General features: G+C 71.0%; 24 protein-coding genes. 13 read left to right on the forward strand and 11 right to left on the reverse strand.

Annotated features, from left to right (window positions below):
- Window positions 1–194 precede the first annotated feature (194 nt).
- The 3 genes from AB0368_RS18900 to AB0368_RS18910 all read left to right on the forward strand — a co-directional run bounded on the left by AB0368_RS18900 (window position 195) and on the right by AB0368_RS18910 (window position 2,015).
- Entirely contained in the window at window positions 195–587 is a 393-nt protein-coding gene (locus AB0368_RS18900; RefSeq protein WP_366155159.1) for a hypothetical protein, read from the forward strand.
- Window positions 588–644: 57 nt separating this feature from the next.
- Window positions 645–1,022 carry a metalloregulator ArsR/SmtB family transcription factor gene (locus AB0368_RS18905; protein ID WP_014440216.1) on the forward strand — a complete coding sequence of 126 codons (378 nt, stop codon included), beginning with the start codon at window positions 645–647 and terminating at the stop codon, window positions 1,020–1,022.
- 312 nt (window positions 1,023–1,334) lie between these two features.
- Window positions 1,335–2,015 (forward strand): class II aldolase/adducin family protein, encoded by a 681-nt coding sequence (locus AB0368_RS18910; protein WP_366155160.1) that lies wholly within the window; start codon window positions 1,335–1,337, stop codon window positions 2,013–2,015.
- Between the two features lie 18 nt (window positions 2,016–2,033).
- Here the strand turns inward: AB0368_RS18910 and AB0368_RS18915 are convergent, their stop codons facing one another.
- The 3 genes from AB0368_RS18915 to AB0368_RS18925 are packed head-to-tail and all read right to left on the reverse strand — an operon-like array spanning window position 2,034 to window position 6,811.
- Window positions 2,034–2,858, reverse strand: a complete 825-nt coding sequence (locus tag AB0368_RS18915; protein WP_366155161.1) for a DedA family protein — start codon at window positions 2,856–2,858, stop codon at window positions 2,034–2,036.
- Window positions 2,859–2,912: 54 nt separating this feature from the next.
- Window positions 2,913–5,390: a polynucleotide kinase-phosphatase gene (locus AB0368_RS18920; RefSeq protein ID WP_366155162.1), complete on the reverse strand. Its 2,478-nt coding sequence runs from the start codon at window positions 5,388–5,390 to the stop codon at window positions 2,913–2,915.
- Window positions 5,387–6,811, reverse strand: coding sequence for a 3' terminal RNA ribose 2'-O-methyltransferase Hen1 (locus AB0368_RS18925; protein ID WP_366155163.1), 1,425 nt, complete (start codon window positions 6,809–6,811; stop codon window positions 5,387–5,389). The genes AB0368_RS18920 and AB0368_RS18925 overlap by 4 nt, the downstream gene beginning before the upstream one ends.
- A gap of 99 nt (window positions 6,812–6,910) precedes the next feature.
- Here AB0368_RS18925 and AB0368_RS18930 point away from each other — a divergent pair, with 99 nt between their 5' ends.
- Window positions 6,911–7,387 carry a SigE family RNA polymerase sigma factor gene (locus tag AB0368_RS18930; RefSeq protein ID WP_366155164.1) on the forward strand — a complete coding sequence of 159 codons (477 nt, stop codon included), beginning with the start codon at window positions 6,911–6,913 and terminating at the stop codon, window positions 7,385–7,387.
- Window positions 7,387–8,424, forward strand: coding sequence for an LCP family protein (locus AB0368_RS18935; protein ID WP_366155165.1), 1,038 nt, complete (start codon window positions 7,387–7,389; stop codon window positions 8,422–8,424). Before AB0368_RS18930 ends, AB0368_RS18935 begins: the two co-directional genes overlap by 1 nt.
- A 21-nt stretch (window positions 8,425–8,445) precedes the next feature.
- Here the strand turns inward: AB0368_RS18935 and AB0368_RS18940 are convergent, their stop codons facing one another.
- Complete coding sequence (locus AB0368_RS18940) at window positions 8,446–8,637, reverse strand: hypothetical protein (protein ID WP_366155166.1); 192 nt, start codon at window positions 8,635–8,637, stop codon at window positions 8,446–8,448.
- Window positions 8,638–8,821: 184 nt separating this feature from the next.
- On the opposite strand from AB0368_RS18940, the gene fbaA reads away from it, so the two are divergent.
- A complete protein-coding gene (gene fbaA, locus AB0368_RS18945) occupies window positions 8,822–9,847 on the forward strand; it encodes a class II fructose-bisphosphate aldolase (RefSeq protein WP_366155167.1) in 1,026 nt (341 codons plus the stop codon).
- 102 nt (window positions 9,848–9,949) lie between these two features.
- A complete protein-coding gene (locus AB0368_RS18950) occupies window positions 9,950–10,480 on the forward strand; it encodes a hypothetical protein (RefSeq protein ID WP_366155168.1) in 531 nt (176 codons plus the stop codon).
- Between the two features lie 106 nt (window positions 10,481–10,586).
- Here AB0368_RS18950 and AB0368_RS18955 read toward each other — a convergent pair whose 3' ends face one another.
- Window positions 10,587–10,907 carry a hypothetical protein gene (locus tag AB0368_RS18955; protein WP_366155169.1) on the reverse strand — a complete coding sequence of 107 codons (321 nt, stop codon included), beginning with the start codon at window positions 10,905–10,907 and terminating at the stop codon, window positions 10,587–10,589.
- A 34-nt stretch (window positions 10,908–10,941) separates the two neighbouring features.
- The gene (locus tag AB0368_RS18960; RefSeq protein WP_366155171.1) at window positions 10,942–12,132 is read right to left on the reverse strand and encodes a hypothetical protein; all 1,191 of its coding nucleotides are present in this window, start codon (window positions 12,130–12,132) and stop codon (window positions 10,942–10,944) included.
- On the opposite strand from AB0368_RS18960, the gene AB0368_RS18965 reads away from it, so the two are divergent.
- A complete protein-coding gene (locus AB0368_RS18965) occupies window positions 12,112–13,152 on the forward strand; it encodes an ADP-ribosylglycohydrolase family protein (RefSeq protein ID WP_366155172.1) in 1,041 nt (346 codons plus the stop codon). The genes AB0368_RS18960 and AB0368_RS18965 overlap by 21 nt on opposite strands.
- Before the next feature lie 8 nt (window positions 13,153–13,160).
- The gene (locus AB0368_RS18970) at window positions 13,161–13,583 is read left to right on the forward strand and encodes a DUF3151 domain-containing protein (RefSeq protein ID WP_366155173.1); all 423 of its coding nucleotides are present in this window, start codon (window positions 13,161–13,163) and stop codon (window positions 13,581–13,583) included.
- 29 nt (window positions 13,584–13,612) lie between these two features.
- Here AB0368_RS18970 and AB0368_RS18975 read toward each other — a convergent pair whose 3' ends face one another.
- The 3 genes from AB0368_RS18975 to AB0368_RS18985 all read right to left on the reverse strand — a co-directional run bounded on the left by AB0368_RS18975 (window position 13,613) and on the right by AB0368_RS18985 (window position 18,279).
- Window positions 13,613–15,526, reverse strand: a complete 1,914-nt coding sequence (locus AB0368_RS18975; RefSeq protein ID WP_366155234.1) for a chromosome partitioning protein — start codon at window positions 15,524–15,526, stop codon at window positions 13,613–13,615.
- Window positions 15,527–16,006: 480 nt separating this feature from the next.
- Entirely contained in the window at window positions 16,007–16,987 is a 981-nt protein-coding gene (locus tag AB0368_RS18980) for a diacylglycerol kinase family protein (RefSeq protein ID WP_366155174.1), read from the reverse strand.
- The gene (locus AB0368_RS18985; RefSeq protein WP_366155175.1) at window positions 16,987–18,279 is read right to left on the reverse strand and encodes an adenylosuccinate synthase; all 1,293 of its coding nucleotides are present in this window, start codon (window positions 18,277–18,279) and stop codon (window positions 16,987–16,989) included. Before AB0368_RS18985 ends, AB0368_RS18980 begins: the two co-directional genes overlap by 1 nt.
- Window positions 18,280–18,506: 227 nt before the next feature.
- On the opposite strand from AB0368_RS18985, the gene purD reads away from it, so the two are divergent.
- On the forward strand, window positions 18,507–19,748 hold the full coding sequence (gene purD / locus AB0368_RS18990; RefSeq protein WP_366155176.1) for a phosphoribosylamine--glycine ligase: 1,242 nt from the start codon (window positions 18,507–18,509) through the stop codon (window positions 19,746–19,748).
- Between the two features lie 79 nt (window positions 19,749–19,827).
- Here the strand turns inward: purD and AB0368_RS18995 are convergent, their stop codons facing one another.
- Window positions 19,828–20,280, reverse strand: coding sequence for an SCP2 sterol-binding domain-containing protein (locus AB0368_RS18995; RefSeq protein WP_366155177.1), 453 nt, complete (start codon window positions 20,278–20,280; stop codon window positions 19,828–19,830).
- 130 nt (window positions 20,281–20,410) lie between these two features.
- Here AB0368_RS18995 and AB0368_RS19000 point away from each other — a divergent pair, with 130 nt between their 5' ends.
- Genes AB0368_RS19000 through purB form a run of 3 tightly spaced genes read left to right on the forward strand, consistent with a single transcriptional unit; the run spans window position 20,411 to window position 23,588 of the window.
- The gene (locus AB0368_RS19000; protein ID WP_366155178.1) at window positions 20,411–20,932 is read left to right on the forward strand and encodes a winged helix-turn-helix domain-containing protein; all 522 of its coding nucleotides are present in this window, start codon (window positions 20,411–20,413) and stop codon (window positions 20,930–20,932) included.
- Complete coding sequence (locus AB0368_RS19005; RefSeq protein WP_366155179.1) at window positions 20,929–22,170, forward strand: MFS transporter; 1,242 nt, start codon at window positions 20,929–20,931, stop codon at window positions 22,168–22,170. The genes AB0368_RS19000 and AB0368_RS19005 overlap by 4 nt, the downstream gene beginning before the upstream one ends.
- Window positions 22,167–23,588 carry an adenylosuccinate lyase gene (gene purB, locus AB0368_RS19010; protein WP_366155180.1) on the forward strand — a complete coding sequence of 474 codons (1,422 nt, stop codon included), beginning with the start codon at window positions 22,167–22,169 and terminating at the stop codon, window positions 23,586–23,588. Before AB0368_RS19005 ends, purB begins: the two co-directional genes overlap by 4 nt.
- 54 nt (window positions 23,589–23,642) lie before the next feature.
- On the opposite strand, the gene AB0368_RS19015 is transcribed toward purB, so the two are convergent.
- Window positions 23,643–24,326, reverse strand: coding sequence for a trypsin-like serine protease (locus AB0368_RS19015; RefSeq protein WP_366155181.1), 684 nt, complete (start codon window positions 24,324–24,326; stop codon window positions 23,643–23,645).
- Between the last annotated feature and the right edge of the window lie 312 nt (window positions 24,327–24,638).

Genomic DNA, 24,638 nt, shown 5'->3' on the forward strand with positions numbered 1-24,638 from the left:
GTCTCGCGGCTCGGGAACAGAGCCGGGCAAAGGGGGTTTGAGCTGCATCAATGCCCGCCGCAAAGGGGCCTGTGGAGGTGATTCTGTTAACAATATTTCCTGTAACGAGGATGTTTCGGCGCGGGTCAATAGTTCCTTTCCGCCCTGCCAGGGCAGAACGTTCCAGTTTCCGGACAGCCAGTACCCTCGATGTCATGGAAGCCCACCACGACCTGCGTAAATTCATCACTGAATTGCCCGTCGCGCAGCGTTGTGCCGTGCTTTCATCGGGTCGTGAAGTCGACTGCGACGCACGACTCCGCCGTGTGACGGTGCAGTACACGGCGGTGCCGGCGAACGGGCGGACGCCGGGCGGTCGCCGTACTGATCGTGACATCGAAATGTGGGGCGGCTCACTCCAGGGGCGGGGATCGAGGAGCTCGACGGCGATGGGCAGCGACCAGAAGGCGGCTGAGGCGTTGCAGGAGGCAGAGACCGAAGTCGGTGTCGAGGGAATGGTTGATCGGGGTGCGGACGCTGCCGTGCGGGGTGCCGGACAGACGTACCGATCGGCCTACCGTTCGATCGACTTCGGCCTTACGGCCTGAAAGTCAGCCGGTTCGTTCCTGCGCACATGCAGGAGAATCGATGCAGTTGGTGGAAGGATGGAGATCGTGGGAACTGCGTTGGCGGAAATGACAATGCCTCAGATCTCGCCGCTGGCCGGCGAGCCTATTGAACGTGCCGATGCGGAGCGGTTGGCCGGGGTGCTGAAGGCACTCGCGGACCCCGCCCGGCTCCGGCTGCTCAGCCTCATTCAGTCCGCTACGGACGGTGAGGCGTGCGTCTGCGACCTCACCGCGCCGCTCGGACTGTCGCAGCCGACCGTCAGCCACCACCTGCGGATTCTGACCGAGGCGGGGCTGCTCGAGCGCGAGAAGCGGGGCGTGTGGGCGTACTACCGCCTGGTCCCGACGGCGATCGCAACGATCGCGGACCTGCTCACCCCGCCCCGGAAGCGGGCCACGAAGAAGGCCCGCTGACCGGGCCGACGGCGAGCGGAGCCCGCTCGCACCGGGCGGGCCACGGGCAGGCCCGTCCCGAGACGAGCGGGCGGCGGAACCGCCGGTCAAGCTGACGGCGGTACGGCCCGCACGGGTGGGCGGGCCGGCAAGCCGCCGGACAGGACCGGCCTGGATGAAGTAGGCAGGGAAGCCCGTGCATGCGGGCAGACTTGGGCAAGACCGCCGGCCTCCGGCGGGAAGGTGCCTGGCGTCACCGGACGTTTCGAGAGCGTGACGCCAGGCGGGACACCTCCATCAGGATCCACCCCCAGGACCCGAAGGAGTTGACGGGTGAACTACGTGCCCGGTGATCTGCGCGACCAGCTCGCGCACGTGGGATACGACGTGGTGCAGGCCGGCCTGGTCTGCGGCTCCGGCGGCAACCTCTCCGCCCGTATCCCCGACGAGGACGCCTGCTGGGTGACCGCGAGCGGCGCCTGGCTGGAAAGACTGAGCCGGTCGACGTTCGCGCCGGTGCGGATCTCCGACGGTGGCCCGGCGGCACTGGCCGCGGGCGGCCTGCCGGCGCCGCGTCTCGAGCCGACCAGCGAGCTGGCGCTGCATCTGGCGCTCTACCGGGCGCGCCCGGACGTCAACGCGATCGTCCACCTGCACCCGCAGACGGCGTTGCTGCTCGACGCCCTCGGCGAGCACATCCGGATCGCGACGACGGATCACGCGTTCTACCTGACGCGGGTCTCGACGGTGCCGTTCCGGATGCCCGGGAGCCTCGAGGTGGCGGCGCTGACCGCAGCGATGGCGGCGGACGGCACCAACTGCCTGGTGCTGAGCCAGCACGGCTGTGTGGTCATGGCGGACAGCGTGGAGCTGGCCCACAAGCGGGCTCGCAACCTCGAGGAGGCCGCCCAGCTCACCTACCGGGCGCTGACCCTGGGGCGGCTGGACAACCTTCGTGAGGTGCCGGAGGAATTCCTGGACCGGCTGGCCGGCCCGGCGCCGGTCCGGGTCTGAACCCGGCGGAGGAGCCGCTCAGGCGGAGTGGCGCGGCCGGTGCTTCCGGTGGTCGTCCTCGTCCTGGTCGGTGATCTCCTCGGCGATGCCGGCCACGGTCGCCGCGGCCACGACGCCGATCGCGGTCGCGGGGCCGGTCTCACCGGCCACGCCCGTCGCGGCGGCGCGCTTCTTCGCCCTCCGCTCGCGGATCATCTCGATGATGATCGGCAGCACCGAGATGAGCACGATCAGCGCCACGACCGGCAGGATGTAGTGGTCGATCTTGTCGCCGACGGCGTGCCAGATCCGGTCGGCCAGCAGGTAGCCGATCAGGATCACGCCGTCGCACCAGAGGATCGCGCCGACCACGTTCCACAGGAAGAACTGCTTGGCCGGCATGCCGAGGGTGCCGGCGACCGGGTTGAGGAAGGTCCGGACGATCGGGATGAACCGGGCCAGGACCACCGCCTTCGCCGGGCCGAACTTCTCGAAGTAGTACTCGGCCTTCTCCACGTACTCGCGCTTGAAGAGCTTGCTGTCCGGTCGCTCGAACATGCGGCGGCCGTACCGGGCGCCCAGGAGGTGGCCCAGCTGGGCGCCGAGGACGGCGCACACGGGTGCGCCGATGAGCAGGCCCACCAGCGACATCCGGGTGCCGTCGCCGAAGATCGAGTCGGCCACCGGTGAGGCCGCCACGCCCGCCAGGAACAGCAGGGAATCCCCCGGGAAGAAGAAGCCGACCAGCAGGCCGGTCTCCGCGAAGAGGATCGCCCAGACGCCGATCAACCCGAAGGTGTGCAGCAGTTCCTGCGGATCGAGCGGATTCAGAGCGAGCTGCTCGGTGAGCGCACTGTAGGTCACGAATAGGAAGGGTACCGGCCGCTGCCCTGCCGGGACCTGTACGCACGCTGAGGATTACAGCCGGGGATCCACCGGCTCCGATTCCGCAGCCAGGATGGCGAACACGAGCTCGTGCACCCGCCAGAGCGGGGCTCCCTCGGCCAGCCGGTCCAGCGCGGCGAGGCCGAGGCCGTGCTCACGCAGAGCCAGCGCCCGCTTGCGCCCTAGCCGGCGCCGGCGCAGCCGGTCCAGCTGCTCCGGGCGGGTGTACTCGGGCCCGTAGATGATCCGCAGGTACTCCCTTCCGCGGCATTTCACCCCGGGCTGCACCAGGCGGCCCTTCGCGTCGGTCGCGCCCAGGCCCGCATACGGCTTCACGACCATGCCCTCGCCCCCGGCGGCGGTCAGCGCCAGCCACCAGTCGGTGGCCGCCTCCTCGGCAGCGGCGTCGTCCAGCTCCACCACCATCCGCCGGGTCGGCGTGAACAGTCCGGGATCGGCCGCGACGAGCCGGTCCGCGACGTCCAGGTGCCAGCCGTGGTCCTTGTCCTTGTGACTCGTCCCGGGCGTGGCGAGCACCGCGAACGGTGCCAGGGTCACGCCGGTCAGACCGTCGGTCGGCTGCACGTACGCGCGGTAGGCCGCCGAGTATCCGGCGATCTCCGCCGCCCGCAGCTCGATCCGGCCGCGCAGCGCGCCCACGTCCAGTCCGCGGGCCGCGACGCGGTCGAGCACGGACAGCGCGGCGGGCAGCGCGGCTCGCCCGGCCGCGCCGACGCCGGCGTACCGCTCGCGGATGAGCCCGCCCGCCTTCGCCGACCAGGGCAGGAGCTCGGCGTCGAGAAGCAGCCAGCCGTCCTCCAGCACGCCTGCGGCGATCGCGGCGGCGCGGACCTTCCCCAGCAGCGCCTCGTTACGGGCGGCGTCGAAGAACGGTCTTCCGGTACGCGTCCACACGGCGTCCCCGGCTCCGTCGCGGGAGATCCGTACGACCGCGCGCGAGCCCATGTGCTTCTCCTCGCACACGACCTTGCCGATGCCGGCCGCCCGCAGGTCCGCGAACGCCGTCGACGGGTGCTCGAGGTAGCCCTCGACCGTCGCGGTGGAGCAGGGCGCCATCGTCGGCGGCAGCCACGCCAGGGTCTCCGGGGCGAGTGCGAAGCGACTCATCACCTCCAGCGCCGCGGCGGCGTTCTCGGCGGCGACCGTCGTGCGCCCGTACCCGTAATCGATGTGTCGTCTTCCGGTCACGTCCGCGAGGTCGAGGCCCTCGTCGGGGCGCGTGGTCCCGGCGACCAGCGGGCGGGCCGGGGCGTAGTACTCCCGCGCTGCCGGCACGGAGACGAGCTCACGCGACGGCCAGCGCAGCGCGGTGAGCTTGCCGCCGAAGACGCAGCCGGTGTCGAGGCAGATCGTGTTGTTGATCCACTCCGGCTCCGGGGTCGGGGTGTGGCCGTAGACGACGGCTGCCGAGCCGCGGTAGTCGCGCGCCCACGGGTAGCGGACCGGGAGGCCGTACTCGTCGGTCTCGCCGGTCGTCTCGCCGTAGAGGGCGAACGAGCGCACCCGGCCGGACGCGCGTCCGTGGTACGCCTCCTTGAGGCCGGCGTGCGCGACGACGAGCTTGCCGCCGTCCAGGACGTAGTGGCTGACCAGGCCCTCGATGAACGAGTGCACCTCCGCCACGAACTCGGGGGTCTCCGCCTCCAGCTGCGCCAGCGTCTCCGGCAGGCCGTGGGTGAGCTGCACGTTGCGGCCGTTGAGCTTGCGGGCGAGCTTCTGCTCGTGGTTTCCCGGTACGCAGATCGCCGTACCGTTCTTGACCATGTCCATGACCAGGCGGAGGACCCCGGGAGAGTCCGGGCCGCGGTCCACCAGGTCGCCGACGAAGACGGCGGTACGCCCCTCCGGGTGCACCGCGTTGTCGCGGGTGACGGCGTACCCGAGGGTCGTCAGCAGGGCGTCCAGCTCGGCCCGGCAGCCGTGCACGTCGCCGATGATGTCGAACGGGCCGGTGAGCTCCCGCTTGTCGTTGAACAGCTTCTCGTAACGGATCGTCGCGCCGGCGATCTCCTCGGTGCCCCGCAGCACGTGCACCTTACGGAAGCCCTCGCGGGCCAGCTGGCCCAGGGAGCGCTGCAGGTCACGATGCATCCGGGTGAGGACCTGACGGCCGAAGGCACGGTCCTCGCGGGCCTGCGTACGCTCCCAGGCCAGCGCCTCCGGCACGTCGAGCACCACGGCGACCGGCAGTACGTCGTGCTCGCGCGCCACCTTGACGAGTCCGGCCCGGGCGTGCGGCTGGAGGTTGGTGGCGTCCACGACCGTGAGCCGACCGGCGGCGAGCCGCTTGGCCGCGACGTAGTGCAGCACGTCGAAGGCGTCCCCGGAGGCCGACTGGTCGTTCTCGTCGTCGGCCACCAGCCCGCGGAAGTAGTCCGAGGAGAGCACCTGGGTCGGTGCGAAGTGCTGCCGGGCGAAGGTGGACTTGCCGGATCCGGAGATGCCGACGAGCGCCACCAGCGCCAGTTCGGGAATGTCGATCTCGGTCATGCCCCCTCCTTCCGGGTGAAGATCGCCATCTGCGTGGGGTTTCCGTGCTGTTCGTCCGTGTCTCCGACGCCGCGGATCGTGACGTCGTAGCCGTACGCGCTCGCCGTCCGGGCGGTCCACTCCGCGAACTCGGCGCGGGTCCATTCGAACCGGTGGTCGCTGTGCCGCATGCCGGTCAGACCCTCGTAGAGCACGTTGTACTCGGCATTCGGCGTGGTCACGACGACGGTCGCCGGGCGGGCGTGGCCGAACACCGACGCCTCCAGCGCGGGCAGGCGCGGCGGGTCGACGTGCTCGACGACCTCCATGAGCACCGCGGCGTCGAACCCCTTCAGCCGGTCGTCCCGGTAGGTGAGCGCCGACTGCCAGAGCGTCACCCGCCCGCGCTGCCGCTCCGGCACCCGGTCCAGGTGCAGTCGCCGGTGCGCGAGGTCCAGGGCGCGCGAAGAGACGTCGGTGCCGACTATCTCGGTGTAGCGCTTGTCCTTGATCAGGGCGCCGAGCAGCGCGCCGCCGCCGCAGCCGAGGTCGAGCACCCGGGTGGCCCCCGACTCGGCGAGAGCGGCCAGGACCGCGTCGCGCCGCTGCTCGGCCAGCGGCTGCTTGCGCGCCACCGGCAGCTCCGCCTCCTCGTCGGCAGCGGTGTCGACGGGCGCGTCGACGGTGTCCGGGTCGTCCCGGTCGAGCTGCTCCAGCGCGCTCGCCGTCAGCGACCGGCGGTGGGCCAGGTAGCGGCGGGTGATGAAGACCTTCTCCGGGTGTGCGGAGAGCCAGCCCTCGCCCGCGCGGAGCAGCTTGTCGATCTCGTCCGGCGCGACCCAGTAGTGCTTGGCGTCGTCGAGCACCGGGAGCAGGACGTACAGGTGGTTGAGCGCGTCGGCCAGCCGCAGCGTGCCGGTTAGGGTGAGATCCGCGTACGCGCTGTCGCCGGCGAGCGGGTGCCCGTCCGGGACGTCGTCGAGCGGGATCGGCCGCGCGACGACCGTCCAGCCGAGCGGCTCGAACAGCGCTACCGGATCGCCCTTGCAGCGCAGCACCGGTACGTGGATCTCCAGCGGGATCGGCTCGCCGGCGAGGTCCGGGCGGTCCCTGGACTCGCCGCGCAGCGCACTGCGGAACACCTTGGCCAGCGCGCTCGCCAGGAGGCTCGAGGCCGCGTACGGGCGGTCGTTGACGTACTGACCCAGCGTGAACGACTCCGGCGCCGCCTGCTGGTTGCGGCCGCCGCGGGCGGCACCGAGCCGCTGCGGGTCGACGTCGAGCAGGAGCGCCGCCGTGCACCTGTCCTCGTCCGCGTCCGGGAACAGGACGTGGGCCGTGCCGGTGGGCACGTCGAAGGAGTGCACCTTGTCGGGGTGCTTGACCAGCAGGTAGCCGAGGTCGGTCGCCGGCCGGTGGGTGGTCGTCACGGTGAGCAGCACCGATCGATGATCGCAGCGGCTGTGGACAGCGGGCGAACGATTTGCGCGAGGCCGCAATGATTCGCGGGTCCGATCCCGTCGTAGGAAACGGAGGTGGCCGTGACCTACGAGGAGTTCGCCGACAGCCGGCTCGACGCGCTGCTGCGCTACGCCGTCATGCTGACCGGCGATCCCCACACCGCCCAGGACCTGGTCCAGGAGACGATGGTCCGGGTCCAGCTCAGCTGGCGCCGGGTCGTGGCCAGCGACTCCCCGGACGGCTACGTGCGCAAGATCCTCACCAATCAGTTCATCGACCTGCGCCGCGGTTCGTGGCTGCGCCGGGTCCTGCTGCGCGCGGAGCCGGATCCGGTCGCCGCCCCTTCCGACCACGCCCACGAGTCCGCCGAGCGCGACCGCATCTGGGGCATGCTCTCCCGCCTGCCCCGTCGTCAGCGCGCGGCGCTTGTTCTGCGCTACTACGAGGACCTGCCGGACCAGGAGATCGCCGACGTGCTCGGCTGCGCCGTCGGCACGGTCCGCTCGTCCATCTCGCGGGCGCTCGCCACGCTCCGCGCCGAGCTGGTGGAGGCCTGATGTCCCCGATCGAGGACGAGTTGCGGGCGGCCTTCGCCCGGCACGAGGCCGAGACTCCGGCCGCCGGCCCGGTGCGTGCCAAGATCGATATTGCCTGGGTACGGGCAAAGCGTCGTCGCCGGGCCCGCCGAGGTGCCGGTGTGACCGCCGCACTGCTGATCGCGACGGCGCCGGTGCCCGTCCTCGTGGAGCGCTGGCAGCACACCCCGCCGGTGATCAGCTCCTTCTCCGGCGTCGGCACACCGGCCCCGGAAACCGCCGGGCCGCTGGACGTCCTCCTGCTCGGCAGCGACAACCGGGCGGCCGACGGTGACCCGGCGAACCGCCGCGCCGACACGGTGATGATGGTCCACCTGCCCGCCGACCGGTCCCGCGTCTACCTGGTCAGCCTGCCTCGCGACGGCGCGGTGCGGCTCCCGGACGGCGATACGGCCAAGCTCACCGCGACCCTGTTCACCGGCGGTCCCCAGCTCACCGAGCGCGTGGTGTCGGACCTGACCGGCGTCGACTTCGACGCGACGGTCACCATCGACTTCCGGGCCCTGCGCGAGGTGACCGAGGCGGTCGGTGGCGTCGAGCTGTGTCTCCCCGCGGCCCAGCGCGCCGGCGGCAAGAGCCCGACGTACGAAGCCGGCTGCCGACGGGCCGGCCCGGAGGACGTGACCGAGATCCTGCGCGGCCGCTACGGCCTGAAGAACGGTGCGTACGACCGCGACCGCAATACCCAGCGGTTCCTGCGCTCACTGGCGACGAAACTGACCCTCGACGGCACCACCACCGACCCGGCGCGCCTGAACAGCCTGATCGAGGCGGGCGGCGACGGCATGACGATCGACGGCGACGCGGGTGCGCTGCTCCAGGCCGCCGCGTCGACGGGCTCGGCGGAGGTGGTCGGCATCAGCGCGCCGAGCTTCCACAGCCTCAGCGACGGCCGTGAGCAGATCTACCCGGGGGTGGGGCCCGCCCTCTACGCCGCGATCCGGGCCGACCAGCTCGGCGCGTGGGCGGACGCCCATCCCGATTACGTCCTCAAATAGCGTGATGGTGGATATGCCGGATCAGCGGTAGTCGTCCTCCATCTTCACGATCCGGCTCTGCTCCTGCGCGTCCCACTCGGAGGCCTCGATCGCCGAGGGCGTTTCGGCGTCCTCCCGGTCCTCGTCCTGCCAGCCCGGGTCCGCCTCGGTCGCCTGCTCGGCCGCGTCCACCTCCGGCGTCTCCAGGTCGTGCTCATTGCTCGGGTAGCTCATGGCCGACTCCCTTCGCGTGGCGGCACCGTCAATGGTGCCGCGTCCCCCACCGTCACGATGGGTAAACCGGTACGCCGATAACGGGGCGATTTCCGTCACCGTCCCCTGCTGCGGAATACTGCCTGCTGGAGGACAGCGCGGTCCTGCCCTCTCTTCGTCGTCCGAGAATCAAGGAGCGCTACCGATGCCCATCGCTTCCCCTGAGGTCTACGCCGAGATGCTCGACCGCGCCAAGGCCGGCGCGTTCGCGTACCCCGCGATCAACGTCACGTCCTCGCAGACCCTCAACGCGGCCCTGCAGGGCTTCGCGGAGGCCGGCAGCGACGGCATCATCCAGATCTCCACGGGTGGCGCCGAGTACGTCTCCGGCCCGACCGTGAAGAACATGATCACCGGCGCGGTCGCGCTCGCCGAGTTCGCCACCGAGGTCGCGAAGAACTACCCGATCAACATCGCGCTGCACACCGACCACTGCCCCAAGAACAAGCTCGACGCGTACGTGCGCCCGCTGCTGGCCATCAGCAAGGAGCGCGTCGCCAACGGCAAGGCGCCGCTGTTCCAGTCGCACATGTGGGACGGCTCGGCCGTACCGGTCGACGAGAACCTGCAGATCGCCGAGGAGCTGCTGGCCCAGGCCGCCGCGGCGCACATCATCCTCGAGATCGAGGTCGGCGTGGTCGGCGGCGAGGAGGACGGCGTCTCCGCCGCGATCGACGACAAGCTGTACTCCACCGTCGAGGACGGCCTGGCCACCGCCGCCGCCCTCGGCCTGGGCGAGAAGGGCCGCTACATGACGGCCCTGACCTTCGGCAACGTGCACGGCGTCTACAAGCCGGGCAACGTCAAGCTGCGCCCGGAGATCCTCAAGGAGATCCAGGAGGCGGTCGGCGCCAAGTACGGCAAGGAGAAGCCGTTCGACCTGGTCTTCCACGGCGGCTCCGGCTCGCTGCTCTCGGAGATCCACGGGGCCCTGGACTACGGCGTGGTGAAGATGAACATCGACACCGACACCCAGTACGCGTTCACCCGCCCGGTCGTCGACCACATGCTGAAGAACTACGACGGCGTGCTGAAGATCGACGGCGAGGTCGGCAACAAGAAGGCGTACGACCCGCGCGCCTGGGGCAAGTCCGCCGAGAACGGCCTGGCCAAGCGCGTCGTCGAGGCGTGCGAGCACCTGCGCTCGACGGGTACCACCCTCTCGAAGTAACGAGCTCTCCGCGGCCGGTCCTCGTTCGGGGGCCGGCCGCTCTCGTGTTGCGGGCCCCCGGCGACGCGTGGGTACGATCGTCGTCTTCTGTTCTCGGAGGCGGTGATCTTGCTCGGCATCGAGGGTTACGAACCGGACTGGCACTACGACGCCGACGCCCTCGCCGCCGTCCACCGGCCGCGGTTCTCCCGCATCGTTGGGACGAGACTGCTGCACGGCTGGCTCATGTGGGACATGTCGGAACGCGGCTGGTTCGCCGACGGACCGGTGATCCTCGGCTTCGGCGGGGCCAATGTCGAGATCACCCACCGCAAGTTCGACGAGTGCGCCATCACCTGGAACCAGGTCGACATGAGCGCCCCGATCGACTGGTACGCCACCGGCATCCAGCTCGACTGGCGAGCCGACCCCCACGCCGCGCTCCGCAACGCCCGCGGGCGCATCCTGCGCGAGGTCAACATCATCGAGCGGACCACGGTCGCGGAGTGGCGGCCCCGGGTCCTGCACGCGGTCGAGTTCCTCTTCGAGGGGGCGCGGCTCGCCGTCTACAACGCGATGGACGAGAACGGGCTGACCGACGTACCCGAAATGGATCTGCCGGTCGCAAGCTGGCGCCGGGTCCACGTCGCCTGACCGTGCGAAGTTCGTCGCCTTCGCTGCCTCCGCCCGGCCTCCCCGCCGCCATTGCGCTTGACGGGGGACGTCGGTCGCTTCCGCCACCCCCGCCCCTGGCGCGACGTCAGTCGCTTCCGCCACTTCCGCCGCCGCCTCCGTCCGACCAGCCGCCTCCGTCGCCGCCGCCGGACCACCCGCCGCCGTCCGAGCCGCTGTCGTGGCCGCCGTGGCCGCCGTGATCGCCGTGGTGGCCGTGGTGGCCGTGGTGGTGACCGCCCTCGTCCCAGGAGGCGCCGTAGTCGCCGGTCGGGCCGCCCCCGTCAAACATGCCGACGGGGCCGGCGCCGGGCCGGCGGGACCGGGCCGTGCCCTGGTTGCGTCCCGCCACGACGACCGCGATCACGACCACCAGCAGCAGCATCAGCAGGAACAGGATCATCGCCATGGCCGCAGTGTGAGCGACGCGCGCCACCGGGCGCTCAAGCGCCGGGCGACCCGTTGAGGGCGGCCATCGCCTCGTCCAGCGAGTCCGTCACGACGATCAGGTCCGACTGGTCGCCGTGCGGCGACTTCGCCAGCAGGGGCCGGAGCAGTTCCTCCACCGGCAGCTGCGCCCAGTGCGCCACGCCGAGGAAGACGAACGCGCCGGACGGGCCGTCCGTACGGTAGAAGGTCTTCGTCGCGGCCTGGAACACCTCCTGCACGGTGCCCGCCCAGCCCGGGGCGAACACGATCCCGCCCCGGGACAGCCGCAGGATCGAGTCCTCGCGGACCGCGTTGGAGAAGTACTTGCCGATCTGGCCCGCGAAGAGGTTCGCCGGCTCGTGGCCGTACAGCCAGGTGGGGAGTGCCAGGCCGCCGTGCCGGAGCCGCCCGACCACGTCTCCCGCCACGGCCTCCGGCGCCGGGAATTCCTCGCGGACGGCGAGGGCGGCCGCGGTGAACGGGTCGTGGTCGCGGAAGTCCGGCGCCGGCGCGAGCTTGCCGATCGCCACGGACAGCTCGGCCTCGCTGCGGGTGGCGAAATAGGCGCCCAGGTTGGCCGCCTCCATCACCCCCGGACCACCGCCGGTCACGATCAAGCGGCCCGCTGCGGCCAGGCGATGGGCCAGGGTCGCCGCCATTCGGTACGCCGCTGAGCCGCGCGGTTCGGCGTGCCCGCCCATGATCCCGACCGCCCCCCGGGCGCCGTGCGCGTCGATCCACGCCGCGAGCGCCTTGCCCAGCGCGTTGTCGACGCCGGCGTCGTGCAGTCGCTGCGCGATCGCCTCCCGCAGGTCCGGCGCCGCCCCGCCGTGCTCGAGGAAATGCTGGTAGACGCGGGTGTCGTACATCCCGGCGAAGCCGTGCTCGGCGAACCCGAAGGCCAAATCCTCGGGCGTGTAGAGCAGCGCTGGATGCGTCGGGTAGGGCCGGGCGTCGAAGGGCGGGATCAGCTGTGCACCGCGCCGGATCAGGTCCACCTCGACCTCGGCCGTGGCCAGCTCGCAGCCCACGAAGAGGGTGCCGGAGACGTCGACGCCGGTGAAGTCGGGCGGATCCTCCTCGAGCCGCAGCCCCAGGACGATCAGGCCGGCGAGCGACCGCTTGGCGATGTGAACGTCGAACTCGGCACGCGACTCCACTTCGAACTCGGTGGCGTCGAAAGGATGAGAGAGGTCCCCGAACATCCCCGTAGGGTAGCCACCGTGCGAAACGCCTCAGGATCTTTGTTCGGTCTCGCGTACGGGGATGCGCTCGGCAAGCCGACGGAGTTCCAGGACTACGCGTCCATCGTGGCCCGGTACGGCCCCGGGGGCCCGCGCGAGTTGGAGGGCGACCCGGCGCTGGTCACCGACGACACCCAGATGATGCTCGCGGTCGCGGAAGCGCTGGTCAGGGCGCCGTCGATCACGCCGGACGGCTACGAGCCGGTGCTCCGGCAGGCGTTCCTGGACTGGGCGATCAGCCCCGACAACAACCGCGCCCCGGGCATGACCTGCCTGCGCGCCTGCGCCGACCTCACCGACGGCCGGCCGTGGCAGCGCGCGTCGCAGATTCACTCGAAGGGCTGCGGCGCGAACATGCGGGTCACGCCGCTGGGCCTGATGCCGGGGCTGACCGAGGGCCAGCGGGCCGGCGCGGCGCAGCTGCAGGCCGGATTGACGCACGGGCACGCGACCGGGCTGGCGGCGAGTGAGGCGACTGCTCTCGCCGTACTGTGGCTTGCCGACGGTCTTGATCCCCGAGAGCTGCTGTCCACATTGCGCGCGCGATGTGCCTCCCAGCGGGGAACATATCGCCAGGAATGGCTCGGCGATCTGTGGCAGCGGCCGGGCGTGGACAGCCCATCGCAGTTCATGGCTGCGGGATGGGACGAAACAGACGCGGCCCTGGCCCGGGTCGAGGAGGCATTGCGGCGGGGCGACTTCGCCGGGGACCCGTGCCTGGCCACGGGAGAGGGCTGGATCGCCGAGGAAGCGCTGGCCACGGCGCTGTACTGCTACCTGATCTCGCCGGACGACCCGATCGCGGTGCTCGGCCGGGGAGCGGCCTCGTCCGGCGACTCCGACTCCATCGCATGCCTGGCCGGGGCCTTCGCGGGTGCGGCGCTGGGCATGGCGGCCTGGCCGGCCGAATGGCAGGAGCGGATCGAGTACGCGCCCCGCCTGCGAGCCCTCGGCGAAGCGTGGGATGTCACAGCGGGTTGAATGGCACCATGCAGAATCTCCTCCCCGAACCTCCGGCCACGCGCCTGCCCGCCGATGTAGCAGCCGACGCGGCGCTGACCGAGGCGGCGAAGACCGGCACCGACGAGGCGTACAAGGAGGTGGCGGCGCGGTTCCCGGCGTACAGCGGGGGCTGGGCGGCGCTCGCCCACAACGCTCTGGCCGACAAGCAGCCGGTCACCGCGTACGCGTACGCCCGGACCGGATACCACCGCGGCCTGGACGCGCTGCGCCGCAGCGGCTGGAAGGGGCATGGTCCGGTGCCGTGGTCGCACGCGCCGAACCAGGGCTTCTTGCGCTGCCTGCACAGCCTGTCGCTGGCGGCGGCGGAGATCGGGGAGGCGGAAGAGGCGGCCCGCTGCGCCCAGTTCCTGCGCGACAGCGACCCGGCCGCCGCCGACGCCCTCTCCTGACGTTTCCGGGGCCAGGCCCTGCCTGGCCCTTACAGGCCTTCCGCGACCGCCGCGGCGATCTTCAGCCACGAGTCGCGGGTGCCGTTCGAGAGGTGCCCGTACCGGAGCGGCTCGCCCGAGTCGATGAGCTTCTCGTAAGGCGCCAGCAGCACCGCCCGCGTCCTGGCCGCGAAGTGGCGCTGGATCGCCGGAAGGTCGATGTCCTTGCGGGTCGGCGGCATGGTGACGACACTCACCGCCTGCCGGACCAGCCGCTGCCGCCCGCTCTGCTCAAGATGGTCGAGCATCCGCGCGGCCGTCTCGGCGGAGTCGTTACGGGCCGACATCGTGATCACCAACTGATCGGTGGCATCCATGGCCGCCTGCCAGTTCTGCGCGCGCACGTTGTTACCGGTATCCACGAAGATCAGCTTGTAGAACCGGCTGACGATTTCCCGGATCTCGGCGAACGCACTCGCCGTGAGCATCTCACCGGCCGTCGCGGACTCGTCCGAGGCCAGCACGTCGAACATGCCCTCGCCCTGCGCCCGTACGTACTGCGACAGGTCCCCCACCCGCCCGTGCGACCCGCGGAACAGGTGCAGGTCCCGCATCATGTCGCGCACCGTACGGGCGTGGAAGTCCTGCTGGGCCCGCATGCCGAGGGTCCCCTGGGTCTCGTTGTTGTCCCAGGCCAGCACGTAGCCGCCGCGCTTCTGCCCGAACGTCATGGCCAGCAGCAGCACGGCGACGGTCTTGCCGGCACCGCCCTTCGGGTTGACCACGGTCACCTGCCGCAGGCCGCCGAAGTTGCGCCGCACCATCTCGACGTCCTGCTTGTACTCCTGCTCCCGCTTGCCAGGGGCGAGCCGGACCAGGCCCATCGTGCCCTTCTGCAGCATCGCCCGGGCGCCCATGGTCGCGACCGGCTCGGCAGGCTTCGCCAGCCGCCGCCGCGCGAACTCCTCGGCGGTCGGGGTGCCGTCGGAGACCCAGGGCAGCTGCTGGTACGGGTCGACCGGCGGTGGCGGGTTGGGCCCGGGTGGCTGGTGCGGGGGGACCACGGCCGGTGGGTACGGGCCGGGGACCGGTGGGTTCGGCTGGCCGTTCGCGGTCCACGGCGGCGGGGGGCCGGGCTGGGGCGGGACCGGGCGAGCCTGGTGCGGTCCGGGCCGTGGTCCGAGCGGCGTGGCCTGTTGCGGCGCGGGCGGCGTGACTTGGTGCGGGCCCGGTTGGGGGCCTGTCTGCGCCGCTTGGTGCGGGCCGGGACCGGGCGGGGTCTGCTGGTGCGAGCCTGGCTGGTCGGACACGGCGGCCTGTGGTCCGGATTGCAGGTTGGCAGCCTGGTGCCGGCCGGGGCCTTGCCCGATCGGTGGGGGCGTCACGGGAGCCGGGCGGTACACCGCTCCGGCGCTGTTCGCCTCCGGGGCGGTGTCGTTCTCGAGACCCGGCCTCGGCGGCGGCGTCGGGTAATAGGTCGGCGCCCCGGACACCGGGTTCGCAGCCCGGGACACCGAGTTCGCAGCCCCGGACACCGAGTTCGCAGCCCCGGACACCGAGTTCGCAGCCCCGGACACCGAGTTCGCAGCCCCGGACACCGAGTTCGCAGCCCCGGACACCGGTGCTGCGGCGCCGGATACAGGCGCAACGCCAGACATGGGTGCGGCGCCCGACACAGGCCTCGTAGTCCCGGATGCCGCTGGGCTGGGGCGCTGCGGCGGCTGAGCCCACGGGGAGTCGGCGCTGTGCGGCTGCTTGACGTCGTCCTGACTGCCGTCCGAGAGGGTCGAAGCCGCAGAAACCGTCGCGGAAGCGGAGAAGTGGCCAGAGCTTCCTGAAACCGGAGCAGAAGTCGAGAAGGGCCCGGGGCCGCCGGAAACTGGCGCGGATGCGGAGAGGTGCCCGGGGTCGCCCGAGACTGGGTTGGAAGCGGAGGAGAGCCCGGGGTCGCCCGAGACTGGCATGGAAGCGGAGAAGTGGCCGGGCGCACCCGAGACTGGCGCAGAGCGGCCGGACTCGGTCGACTCCGGTGCCGCATGCGGCCACGGACGGCCGGAGTTGTCCGGTCCCAGCGGCTGCGCCGGCACGCGCGGAGCAACGCTCGAGGAGCGGTCGAACGGCGGTGCCGGAGGCTGGAAGGTCGGCGGCGACGGGGCGCGATCAACCGGGCGGTACAGGCCCGAATCGCCCTGCTGCTGCGCCGCCGGGGACGAAACCGGCGAAAGCGGGAATGCCGGCGACGCCTGGTGTGGCACCGGTTTGCCGCCGTGCACCGGAGCGTTCAGCTCCTCCGGCGGCCAGAACGGCTCGACGTCCCGGTCGGGTGGTGAGCCGTTCGTACCCGGGACGTAGACGCGGTCGGCGTTCTCGTCCTCCACGGATGCGACCTCCCGTAACGTGATGCGATTTCGTACCTGCGTGCTACTTCAGATTGGCACAAGCGGTCATGCTGCGTACACCGCCCAGGCGCCGGGCTCGGTCCACCACGAGCGCTTGCGGCTCATGGTTCCCGCCACGCCGTCGTCGAGGAACTGGAGCTCGCCGTCGCGGGGGAGGACCGAGGTTGCGCGGCCGCGGGCTCGGCGGACCTCTACTCGTACCCTCGGCTTCTTGAAACGTTGCTTGACCACGACCGGGATCGCCACCGCGACCTCGACCCGGCCGTCGGTGGGGTTGCCGTCGGCGAGCAGCCGGAGGCCGTCGAACTCCGCGTAGCCGGCGCCGTTGCCGATCGCGCAGGCCAGGATGCCCTCGCTGCCGTCGGTGAGCACGGTGTCGTCGACCTCGACCCGGCCCCGCCACGGCACTGCCCGGCCGGCGTCGTCGACGCCGCCCACCAGGGCACCGTCCACAGTGACCGAGCCGCCGTCGTTGCGCAGCAGGTCGAGGCGGCGCACGCGGCCGCCGAGCACGGCCGCGGCCACCTCGGCGGGGTCGCGGGGGAGGCCCAGCTGAGCGGCCAGATCCTCACGATTGCCGGGATCGAGCGGCAGGATCGCCACGGGCGGCAGATCGGGAACGGTACGGTCGTCCGCCAGGTCACTCGGGCGCTTGCTCGGCGGGGGTGCGTACCGCCGGACCAGCCGACGCATGACGGCCCGCAGCTGACCATCGGTGGCTGTCGCGACGACCAGGCGCACCTTGCTGTCCGGATCAGGCCAGCTCAGCCCGTCGGGACGTGGGGCGGCGTCGAACCGCGCGATCACGGCGTCGATGTCGGCGTCGGAGTCGGCGACGACCGTCTCCACCCGTGCGCCGGCTTCGGTGAGGGCGTCCGCGCACTTGAGCACCGGCACCCGGGGCTTGTCGCATACCTCTGGCGCGCTCTCGTCGGAGGGTGAACCGCACCCGCCGCACGCCGCACCGCAGGCACCGGGGGTCGAGCCGCCGCCTTCGGCGAAGCTCAGGACGATCACGTCGTACATCAGGCCTCGCTCAGCACCGAGTGCCGCTCGATGACCTCTTCGCGGCCCGGGCCGACGCCGACGACGGAGACGCGGGCGCCGATCCGGCTCTCCACGTACTCGACGAAGCGTTGCGCGTTCTCCGGCAGCTCCTCGAAGTGGCGGCAGCCGCTGATGTCCTTCTTCCAGCCCGGGAGTGTCTCGTAGACCGGTTCGGCGTGGTGGAAGTCGGACTGGCTCACGGGCATCTCGTCGTGGCGTACGCCGTTCACCTCGTACGCGACGCACACCGGGATCTCGTCCAGTCCGTCGTAATTGTCCAGCTTGGTCAGGACGAAGTCCGTCACGCCGTTGATGCGCTGGGCGTAGCGGCCCATGACCAGGTCGAGCCAGCCGATCCGGCGGGGGCGGCCGGTGGTGGTGCCATACTCGTGGCCGACCTCACGCAGGTAGTCGCCGGTCTCGTCGTGCAGCTCGGTGGGGAAGGGCCCCTCGCCGACCCGGCTGGTGAACGCCTTGAGGACCGCGACCACCCGGTCGACCCGCGTCGGCGGGATGCCGGAGCCGGTGCAGGCGCCGCCGGCGGTGGCGTTGGAGCTGGTCACGAAGGGGTACGTGCCGTGGTCGACGTCGAGCAGCGTCGCCTGGCCGGCCTCGCAGAGCACCACCTTGCCCGCGTCGAGCGCCTGGGACAGCTCCAGCGCGGTGTCGCCGACCATCGGGCGAAGCCGTTCCGTGTACGACAGCAGCTCCGCGATGACCTCGTCGGGCTTGATGGCGCTGCGGTTGTAGATCTTCGACAGCACCTGGTTCTTGAACGACAGCGCCGCCTCGACCTTCTGGCGCAGGATCGACTCGTCGAAGAGGTCCTGGATGCGTACGCCGAGGCGGTTCATCTTGTCGGCATACGTGGGGCCGATGCCGCGGCCCGTCGTGCCGATCCGCCGGGCGCCGAGGAAGCGCTCGCTGACCTTGTCGAGGGAGCGGTTGTACGACGCGATCACGTGGGCGTTGGCGCTGATCCGCAGCCGGGAGGTGTCGATGCCGCGGGCCTCGAGCCCGTCGAGCTCCTGGAACAGGACGGCGAGGTCGACCACGACGCCGTTGCCGATCACGGGGGTTACGCCCGGAGTGAGGATGCCGCTGGGGAGCAGGTGCAGTGCGTACTTCTCGCCCTTGATCACCACGGTGTGGCCGGCGTTGTTGCCGCCGTTGAACTTGACCACGTAGTCCAGCCGGTCGCCCAGCAGGTCCGTCGCCTTGCCCTTGCCCTCGTCGCCCCACTGGGCGCCGACCAACACGATCACCGGCACTTGACTGACGCCTTCCGTTGAAACACGTCGTACACGGAGAGGCCCGGGTACTGCCGAAGTTTACGCGACGGCCCCCCTGGCCGCTGCTGGGTTGTCCACAGGTCGGATCGGTTATCCACAGGCGGGGCGAGTTATCCACAGGGCGTCATGCCACCGTCGCAGCACGTGCATTGTGGACCTGTGGACGAGCGTGAGCGTGATCGCCGGCGGCCCGTAGGATCTGCCGAGTGCGTGTACTTCTGATCGGATCCGGTGGGCGTGAGCACGCCCTCGCCGTCGGCCTGGCCGCGGACCCCTCGGTGGAGGAGCTCATCGCGGCTCCGGGCAACCCCGGCGTCGCCACCGTCGCGACGCTTCGTGACGTCACGGCTACCGACCCGGCCGCGGTCGCCGCGCTGGCCGTCGAGGTCGGCGCCGACCTGGTCGTGGTCGGTCCCGAGGCGCCCCTGGTGGCGGGCGTGGCCGACGCCGTGCGTGCCAAGGGCATCGCCTGCTTCGGCCCGAGCGCGGCCGCGGCCCGGCTGGAGGGGTCCAAGGCTTTCGCCAAGGACGTCATGGTCGCGGCCGGCGTGCCGACCGGACGCTCCTTCACGTGTACGTCCACCGCCGAGGTCGCCGCCGCACTCCAGGAGTTCGGCCCGCCGTACGTGGTGAAGAACGACGGTCTCGCCGCGGGCAAGGGTGTCGTGGTCACGGACTCGCTCGAGGAGGCGCGGCGGCACGCGGAGGAGTGCGGCCGGGTGGTCATCGAGGAGTTCCTCGACGGACCCGAGGTGTCGCTGTTCGTGGTCACCGACGGGACGGCGGCGGTGCCGTTGATGCCCGCCCAGGACTTCAAGCGGGTGGGCGACGGCGACGCGGGACCCAACACGGGCGGCATGGGGGCCTATGCGCCGCTGCCCTGGGCCCCGGCGGACCTGGTCGAGCGGGTGATGGCCGAGACCGTCGAGCCGACGCTGGCCGAGATGCGCAAACGGGGAACCCCGTTCGCCGGCCTGCTCTACGTGGGGCTGGCGCTGACCGGCAAGGGCCCGCGGGTGATCGAGTTCAACGCGCGGTTCGGCGACCCGGAGACGCAGGTGGTCCTCGCGCTGCTGGCGTCGCCGCTGGGTGAGCTGTTGCACGCCGCGTCGACCGGCACGCTGGCCGACTTCCCGCCGCTGCGCTGGCACGAGGGCGCCGCGGTGACCGTGGTCGTGGCCGGTCACAACTATCCGGGCACCCCGCGTACGGGCGACGTGATCGAGGGCGGCGAGCGGCCCGGCGTGATCCACGCGGGCACGGCGCGCCGGGAGGACGGCGCGCTGGTGTCGTCGGGAGGCCGCGTCCTGAGCGTGACCGCAACCGGCCAGGACCTCGCGGCGGCGCGGGCGGCGGCCTACGAGCTGCTCGAGGGCGTGCACCTCGAGGGCTCGCACCACCGCACGGACATCGCCCTCGCCGCGGTAGAGGGCCGCATCACGGTCTGAGAGAAACAGCCTGAGAAGACGGAATGCACGACGCCGGCCGGGACAGAACCCCGGCCGGCGTCGGCGATCGTCGAGCCGGTCAGCCCTTGGGGATGTCGAAGAGCTTGGCCACCTGAGCCGCCAGGCCCAGGTCACCCTTTGCCTTGATCTTGCCGGTCATGAACATCATCATCGGGTTGCCGTCGCCCGAGACGACCTTGAGGAAGGTCACCGGGTCCATCGTCATGGCGAGCTTGGGCTCCCGGGCGGGCTGGTTGGTCACCGTGCACGCGCCGTTCTCGATCACCGTCTCGTAGGTGTCGGTGCCGCCGCCCTGGGCTCCCGTGATGTTCCAGTGGATGACCGCCTGGGTGGTGCCGGCCCGGTCCGCGCGGAACAGCGTGGGCATCCGGTTGAAGACCTCGTCCAGGACCTTGGTGCGGCTGTCGGAGCCCATGACCTCCGCGATCTTCGAGTCCGGGGTGGACTTCACCAGCGCGGCGAAGTCCTTCGGACCGATAGCGGCGAGCGACTCGGGGTTGAATTCAGTCATCGGTGGACCTTTCGGAATGAGCGCCAGACCTACTCGCGAGTAACCCTAGCGATAACCGCGTCGAACTGCAGTCTCTCAACCACCCAACAACCATTGGACAGTGAGCCCCGTCTCTCCTAGGCTCCCCAGCATGTCTTTGGGAGATGCGCCGGACCGTCGCCAGGCCGCGCTCCGGGCGATGGCCCATCCCATACGGCTCCAAATCCTGTCGCTGCTCACCGGCGCCGCCCTGACCGCCGCGGATGTGGCCCGCGAGCTACGTCTCACCCACGCCAACGCGAGCTACCACCTGCGTAATCTGCTCGCCGCCGGCCTCGTCGGGCAGGACGGCGAGGAGCGCATCCGGGGCGGTGTCGCCAAGCGTTACCGCTACGACGCCGTCCGCGACCAGGTGACCGGCGCCGATGCCCAGCGGGCCCTGTTCGCGTCGGTCGCCAACGAGCTGATCCGGCGTACCGCGGAGGCCGACTGGTCCGTCGGCGGCTCGATGACCGACGCCGAGCTGTGGGTGGACCCCGACGTCTTCCGCAAGGCTTACGACCGCATCGCCGAGGTCAATCGTGAGCTGCACGACGCGGCCCGTGCACCGCGCACGCCCGGAACCGTGCGCACCAGCACCACCATCGCGATGTTCCGGATGGTCGAGGAATGAGCGTGCTGAGCCACGTACCTTTCCGCTTTCTCCTCGCCGGCCGCACCGTCGCCGCGCTCGGCAATGCGATCGCCCCGGTCGCGCTCGCCTTCGCCGTCCTGGACCTGACCGGTTCGGCCGGCGACCTCGGCCTCGTCGTGGGCGCGCGGATGTCCGCGAAGGTGTTGTTCCTGCTCTTCGGCGGCGCCTTCGCCGACCGCATGCCGAAACACCTGCTCATGGTCGGGTCCGGGGTGGCGGCGGCGGTCACCCAGGGTGCGGTCGCCGCCCTCGTTCTGACGGGTACGGCCACCGTGCCGCTGCTGATCGTGCTGTCCGCGATCAACGGCATGGTGGCGGCGCTGGCCCTGCCGGCGTCCTCGGCGATCCTGCCGCAGCTCGTGCCGGCGGAGCTGCGCCAGCGGGCGAACGGTCTCAGCCGCATGGTGTTCAACGGTGCCTACATCGTCGGCGCCCCCGCCGGCGGCGTTCTCGTGGCGACGGCCGGGCCGGGCTGGGGCATCGCGATCGACGCGCTGACCTTCCTGCTTTCCGCCGCCTGCTTCGCCGCCGTGGGGGTCGTTGCGACGCCGAGGAGCGGAAAGGCCAGCATCCTCACCGACCTGCGGGCCGGGTGGACCGAGTTCCGGTCGCGTACCTGGATCTGGGTGGTGGTGTCCGCGTTCGCGCTGATCAACGCGTGCCTGAGCGGCGGGTTCAACGTGCTCGGCCCGCTGGTCGCGCAACACTCCGTGGGCCGCCAGGCGTGGGGTTTCGTGCTGGGCGCGCAGACCGTCGGCATGGTTCTCGGCGCCGTCGTCGCCATGCGGATCCGCGCCCGCCGGGTCCTGTTCGTCGGCGTGCTGTGCACCGCCTTCCAGGTCCTGCCCCTGCTGACCCTCGGCGTCGCTCCGCGCTCGGGGTTGTTGCTGGCCGCCGCGTTCCTCGCGGGGTTCACGATCGAGCAGTTCATCGTCGCCTGGGAGACGAGCATGCAGGAGCACGTTCCCGCCGACAGACTCGCGCGCGTCTACTCGTACGACATGGTCGGTTCTTTCGTCGCCATCCCGGTCGGTCAGGTCGCGGCCGGGCCCATCGCGGAGGCCGTCGGCGTGCGGCCGACGCTGATCGGCGCGGCCGTACTGGTCGGGCTCGCGGTGCTCGGCATGCTCGCCAGCCGCGACGTGCGTCACCTGCGACACAGGCTGCCCGACGGCGAAAAGGCCCCCGCGGAGCCCATGGAAGAATTGGCGGCGTGAGCATCCCGAACGTCCTCGCCAGCCGTTATGCCTCCGCCGAACTCGCCGGGCTGTGGTCGCCCGAGGAGAAGATCCGGATGGAGCGCCGGCTGTGGCTCGCCGTCCTGCGTGCCCAGCGTGACCTCGGCGTCGCGGTGCCCGACGGGGTCGTCGAGGCGTACGAACGGGCGGTCGACGACATCGACCTGGCGAGCATCGCCGAGCGGGAACGGGTGACCCGGCACGACGTCAAGGCGCGCATCGAGGAGTTCAGCGCGCTGGCCGGGCACGAGCACATCCACAAGGGCATGACGTCGCGCGACCTCACCGAGAACGTCGAGCAGCTTCAGGTACGCGCGTCGCTGGAGCTGATCCGCGGCCGCATCGTCGCCACGCTCGCCCGGCTGACCGAGCTAGCGGTTGAGCACACCGACCTCGTGATGACCGGTCGTTCCCACAACGTCGCGGCGCAGGCCACCACGCTCGGCAAGCGGTTCGCGAGTGCGGCCGAGGAGCTGCTGATCGCGTACGAGCGGCTGGACGATCTCATCGGCCGCTACCCGCTGCGGGGCATCAAGGGACCGGTCGGGACGGCTGCCGACCAGCTCGACCTGCTCGACGGTGACGCGGAGAAGCTGGCCCAGCTGGAGGAGAAAGTCGCCCGGCACCTCGGCTTCGAACGCGTACTCACCAGCGTCGGCCAGGTCTACCCGCGCTCGCTGGACTTCGACGTGGTGTCGGCCCTCGCGCAGGTGGTCGCGGCGCCGTCGTCGCTGGCCACCACGATCCGGCTCATGGTGGGCCAGGAGCTGGTGACCGAGGGGTTCAAGCCGGGCCAGGTGGGCTCGTCGGCGATGCCGCACAAGATGAACACGCGGTCGTCGGAGCGGGTCAACGGGCTCGCCGTGATCGTCCGCGGCTACCTGTCGATGGTCGGCGAGCTGGCCGGCGACCAGTGGAACGAGGGCGACGTCTCCTGCTCGGTGGTGCGCCGGGTCGCCCTGCCGGACGCGTTCTTCGCCACCGACGGGCTGTTCCAGACGTTCCTGACCGTGCTCGACGAGTTCGGCGCGTACCCGGCCGTGGTCGCCCGGGAACTCGACCGCTTCCTGCCGTTCCTCGCGACCACGAAGATCCTGGTGGCGGCCGTCCGCAAGGGCGTGGGCCGCGAGGTGGCGCACGAGGTCATCAAGGAGCACGCCGTGGGTGTGGCGCTCGCGATGCGCGAGAAGGGGATCGCCGAGAACGATCTCTTCGACCGCCTGGCCGCGGACGGCCGGCTGGGGTTGTCCCGTGCCGAGATCGATGCGCTGGTCGCGGACCGTGCCGCGTTCGTCGGCGCCGCCCCGGCCCAGGTACGGGCGGTCGCCGACCGGGTCGCGCGGATCGTCGCGACGCACCCGGAGGCCGCGGGCTACGCGCCCGCGCCGATTCTCTGAAGGCCCACCGGGGGTGGCGGAGCCTGCCTCACGCCACCCCCGAGGGAATCTTCGTCAGACGCCGGCGATCGAGGTGATCCACGACCGGTTGTACGCGACGCTGGCGTAGTACTGGCGGCTCGTGCCGTCGGCGGTCGAGGCGACACCCACCTGGGCGCCGTTGTAGACCTCCGGGCCGCCGGAGTCGCCGCGCCACGCGTTGCCGTTGATCCCGGTGCTGCCGATCGCGCGGCCGCCGTACGCGTCGGTCTGGTTGGTCGAAGTGACCCGGACACTCGCGGTCTTCAGCACGGAAGACGCGTCGCAGCCGTCGTAGCAGGTCATGCCCCACCCGTAGAGCGAGTTGGTCGACCCCACCGGCGGGTAGGAGCTGGAGAGCGGCATGTAAGTCGTCGAGACCGAGCTGCTCAGGCGCATCAGCGCGAGGTCGTTGCGGGTCGAGGTGGAGCTGACGGTACGGGTGACGCCACCCGACGCGCGGTTCACGCTGCCGACGCGTACCGACATGGAGCCGCTGATGCAGTGGCGCGCGGTGAGCACGTAGTTGGCGGAGATGATCGTGCCGGAGCAGGTGAAGTTGCCGTTGCTGAACACCGCGGCGGCCCACGGGGCCGAGGAGACGGTGCTGCCGCCGATGATGTGCTGCGGACCGTCGTCGGCGGCGTTGGCGACGGCGGGCACGGCCAGCACGCCGGTCAGGGCGGTGGCCAGAGTGGCGACAGCGATGCGGATGCGCACGCCGGGCTCCTTCCGATTTCGTCGATGTGGGGGAGACATCGAACTTGATCGACTGACCGTAAGGTGGCCCGCTGCCTGCGACAAGACTCCAATTCACACCTATCACGATGTGATGGCAACGATGTCGCGGCAGGTCATCGCGCGGTTGCGGCGAGTGCCTACCTCCGTGGTGGAGATCACGGTCGAGATTGCCTGCTCAGCGCCTTATGCGTCAGCCTGCCGACACCGGCCGATGGCTCGATCGGCGGCCGTACAGGGTAGGCTTTTGCCGCTCGCCCCTTAGAGGGCCACCCAACTGCGCGCCTACACAGT

The sequence above is a fragment of the Actinoplanes sp. NPDC051475 genome, assembly GCF_040689425.1.
In the GTDB taxonomy this organism is placed as follows: Bacteria; Actinomycetota; Actinomycetes; order Mycobacteriales; family Micromonosporaceae; genus Actinoplanes.

Excerpts from the sequence above, each read along its gene's own strand:
- AB0368_RS18955 (WP_366155169.1), bottom strand. The coding sequence starts at position 10,907 with ATGGCGATGATCCTGTTCCTGCTGATGCTGCTGCTGGTGGTCGTGATC.
- AB0368_RS18900 (WP_366155159.1), top strand. The coding sequence starts at position 195 with ATGGAAGCCCACCACGACCTGCGTAAATTCATCACTGAATTGCCCGTC.
- AB0368_RS18975 (WP_366155234.1), bottom strand. The coding sequence starts at position 15,526 with ATGCCAGTCTCGGGCGACCCCGGGCTCTCCTCCGCTTCCAACCCAGTC.
- AB0368_RS18905 (WP_014440216.1), top strand. The coding sequence starts at position 645 with ATGGAGATCGTGGGAACTGCGTTGGCGGAAATGACAATGCCTCAGATC.
- AB0368_RS18935 (WP_366155165.1), top strand. The coding sequence starts at position 7,387 with ATGTCCCCGATCGAGGACGAGTTGCGGGCGGCCTTCGCCCGGCACGAG.
- AB0368_RS18920 (WP_366155162.1), bottom strand. The coding sequence starts at position 5,390 with ATGACCGAGATCGACATTCCCGAACTGGCGCTGGTGGCGCTCGTCGGC.
- AB0368_RS19000 (WP_366155178.1), top strand. The coding sequence starts at position 20,411 with ATGTCTTTGGGAGATGCGCCGGACCGTCGCCAGGCCGCGCTCCGGGCG.
- AB0368_RS18980 (WP_366155174.1), bottom strand. The coding sequence starts at position 16,987 with ATGTACGACGTGATCGTCCTGAGCTTCGCCGAAGGCGGCGGCTCGACC.
- AB0368_RS18940 (WP_366155166.1), bottom strand. The coding sequence starts at position 8,637 with ATGAGCTACCCGAGCAATGAGCACGACCTGGAGACGCCGGAGGTGGAC.
- fbaA (WP_366155167.1), top strand. The coding sequence starts at position 8,822 with ATGCCCATCGCTTCCCCTGAGGTCTACGCCGAGATGCTCGACCGCGCC.
- AB0368_RS18970 (WP_366155173.1), top strand. The coding sequence starts at position 13,161 with ATGCAGAATCTCCTCCCCGAACCTCCGGCCACGCGCCTGCCCGCCGAT.
- AB0368_RS19005 (WP_366155179.1), top strand. The coding sequence starts at position 20,929 with ATGAGCGTGCTGAGCCACGTACCTTTCCGCTTTCTCCTCGCCGGCCGC.
- AB0368_RS18965 (WP_366155172.1), top strand. The coding sequence starts at position 12,112 with ATGAGAGAGGTCCCCGAACATCCCCGTAGGGTAGCCACCGTGCGAAAC.
- AB0368_RS18995 (WP_366155177.1), bottom strand. The coding sequence starts at position 20,280 with ATGACTGAATTCAACCCCGAGTCGCTCGCCGCTATCGGTCCGAAGGAC.
- AB0368_RS18960 (WP_366155171.1), bottom strand. The coding sequence starts at position 12,132 with ATGTTCGGGGACCTCTCTCATCCTTTCGACGCCACCGAGTTCGAAGTG.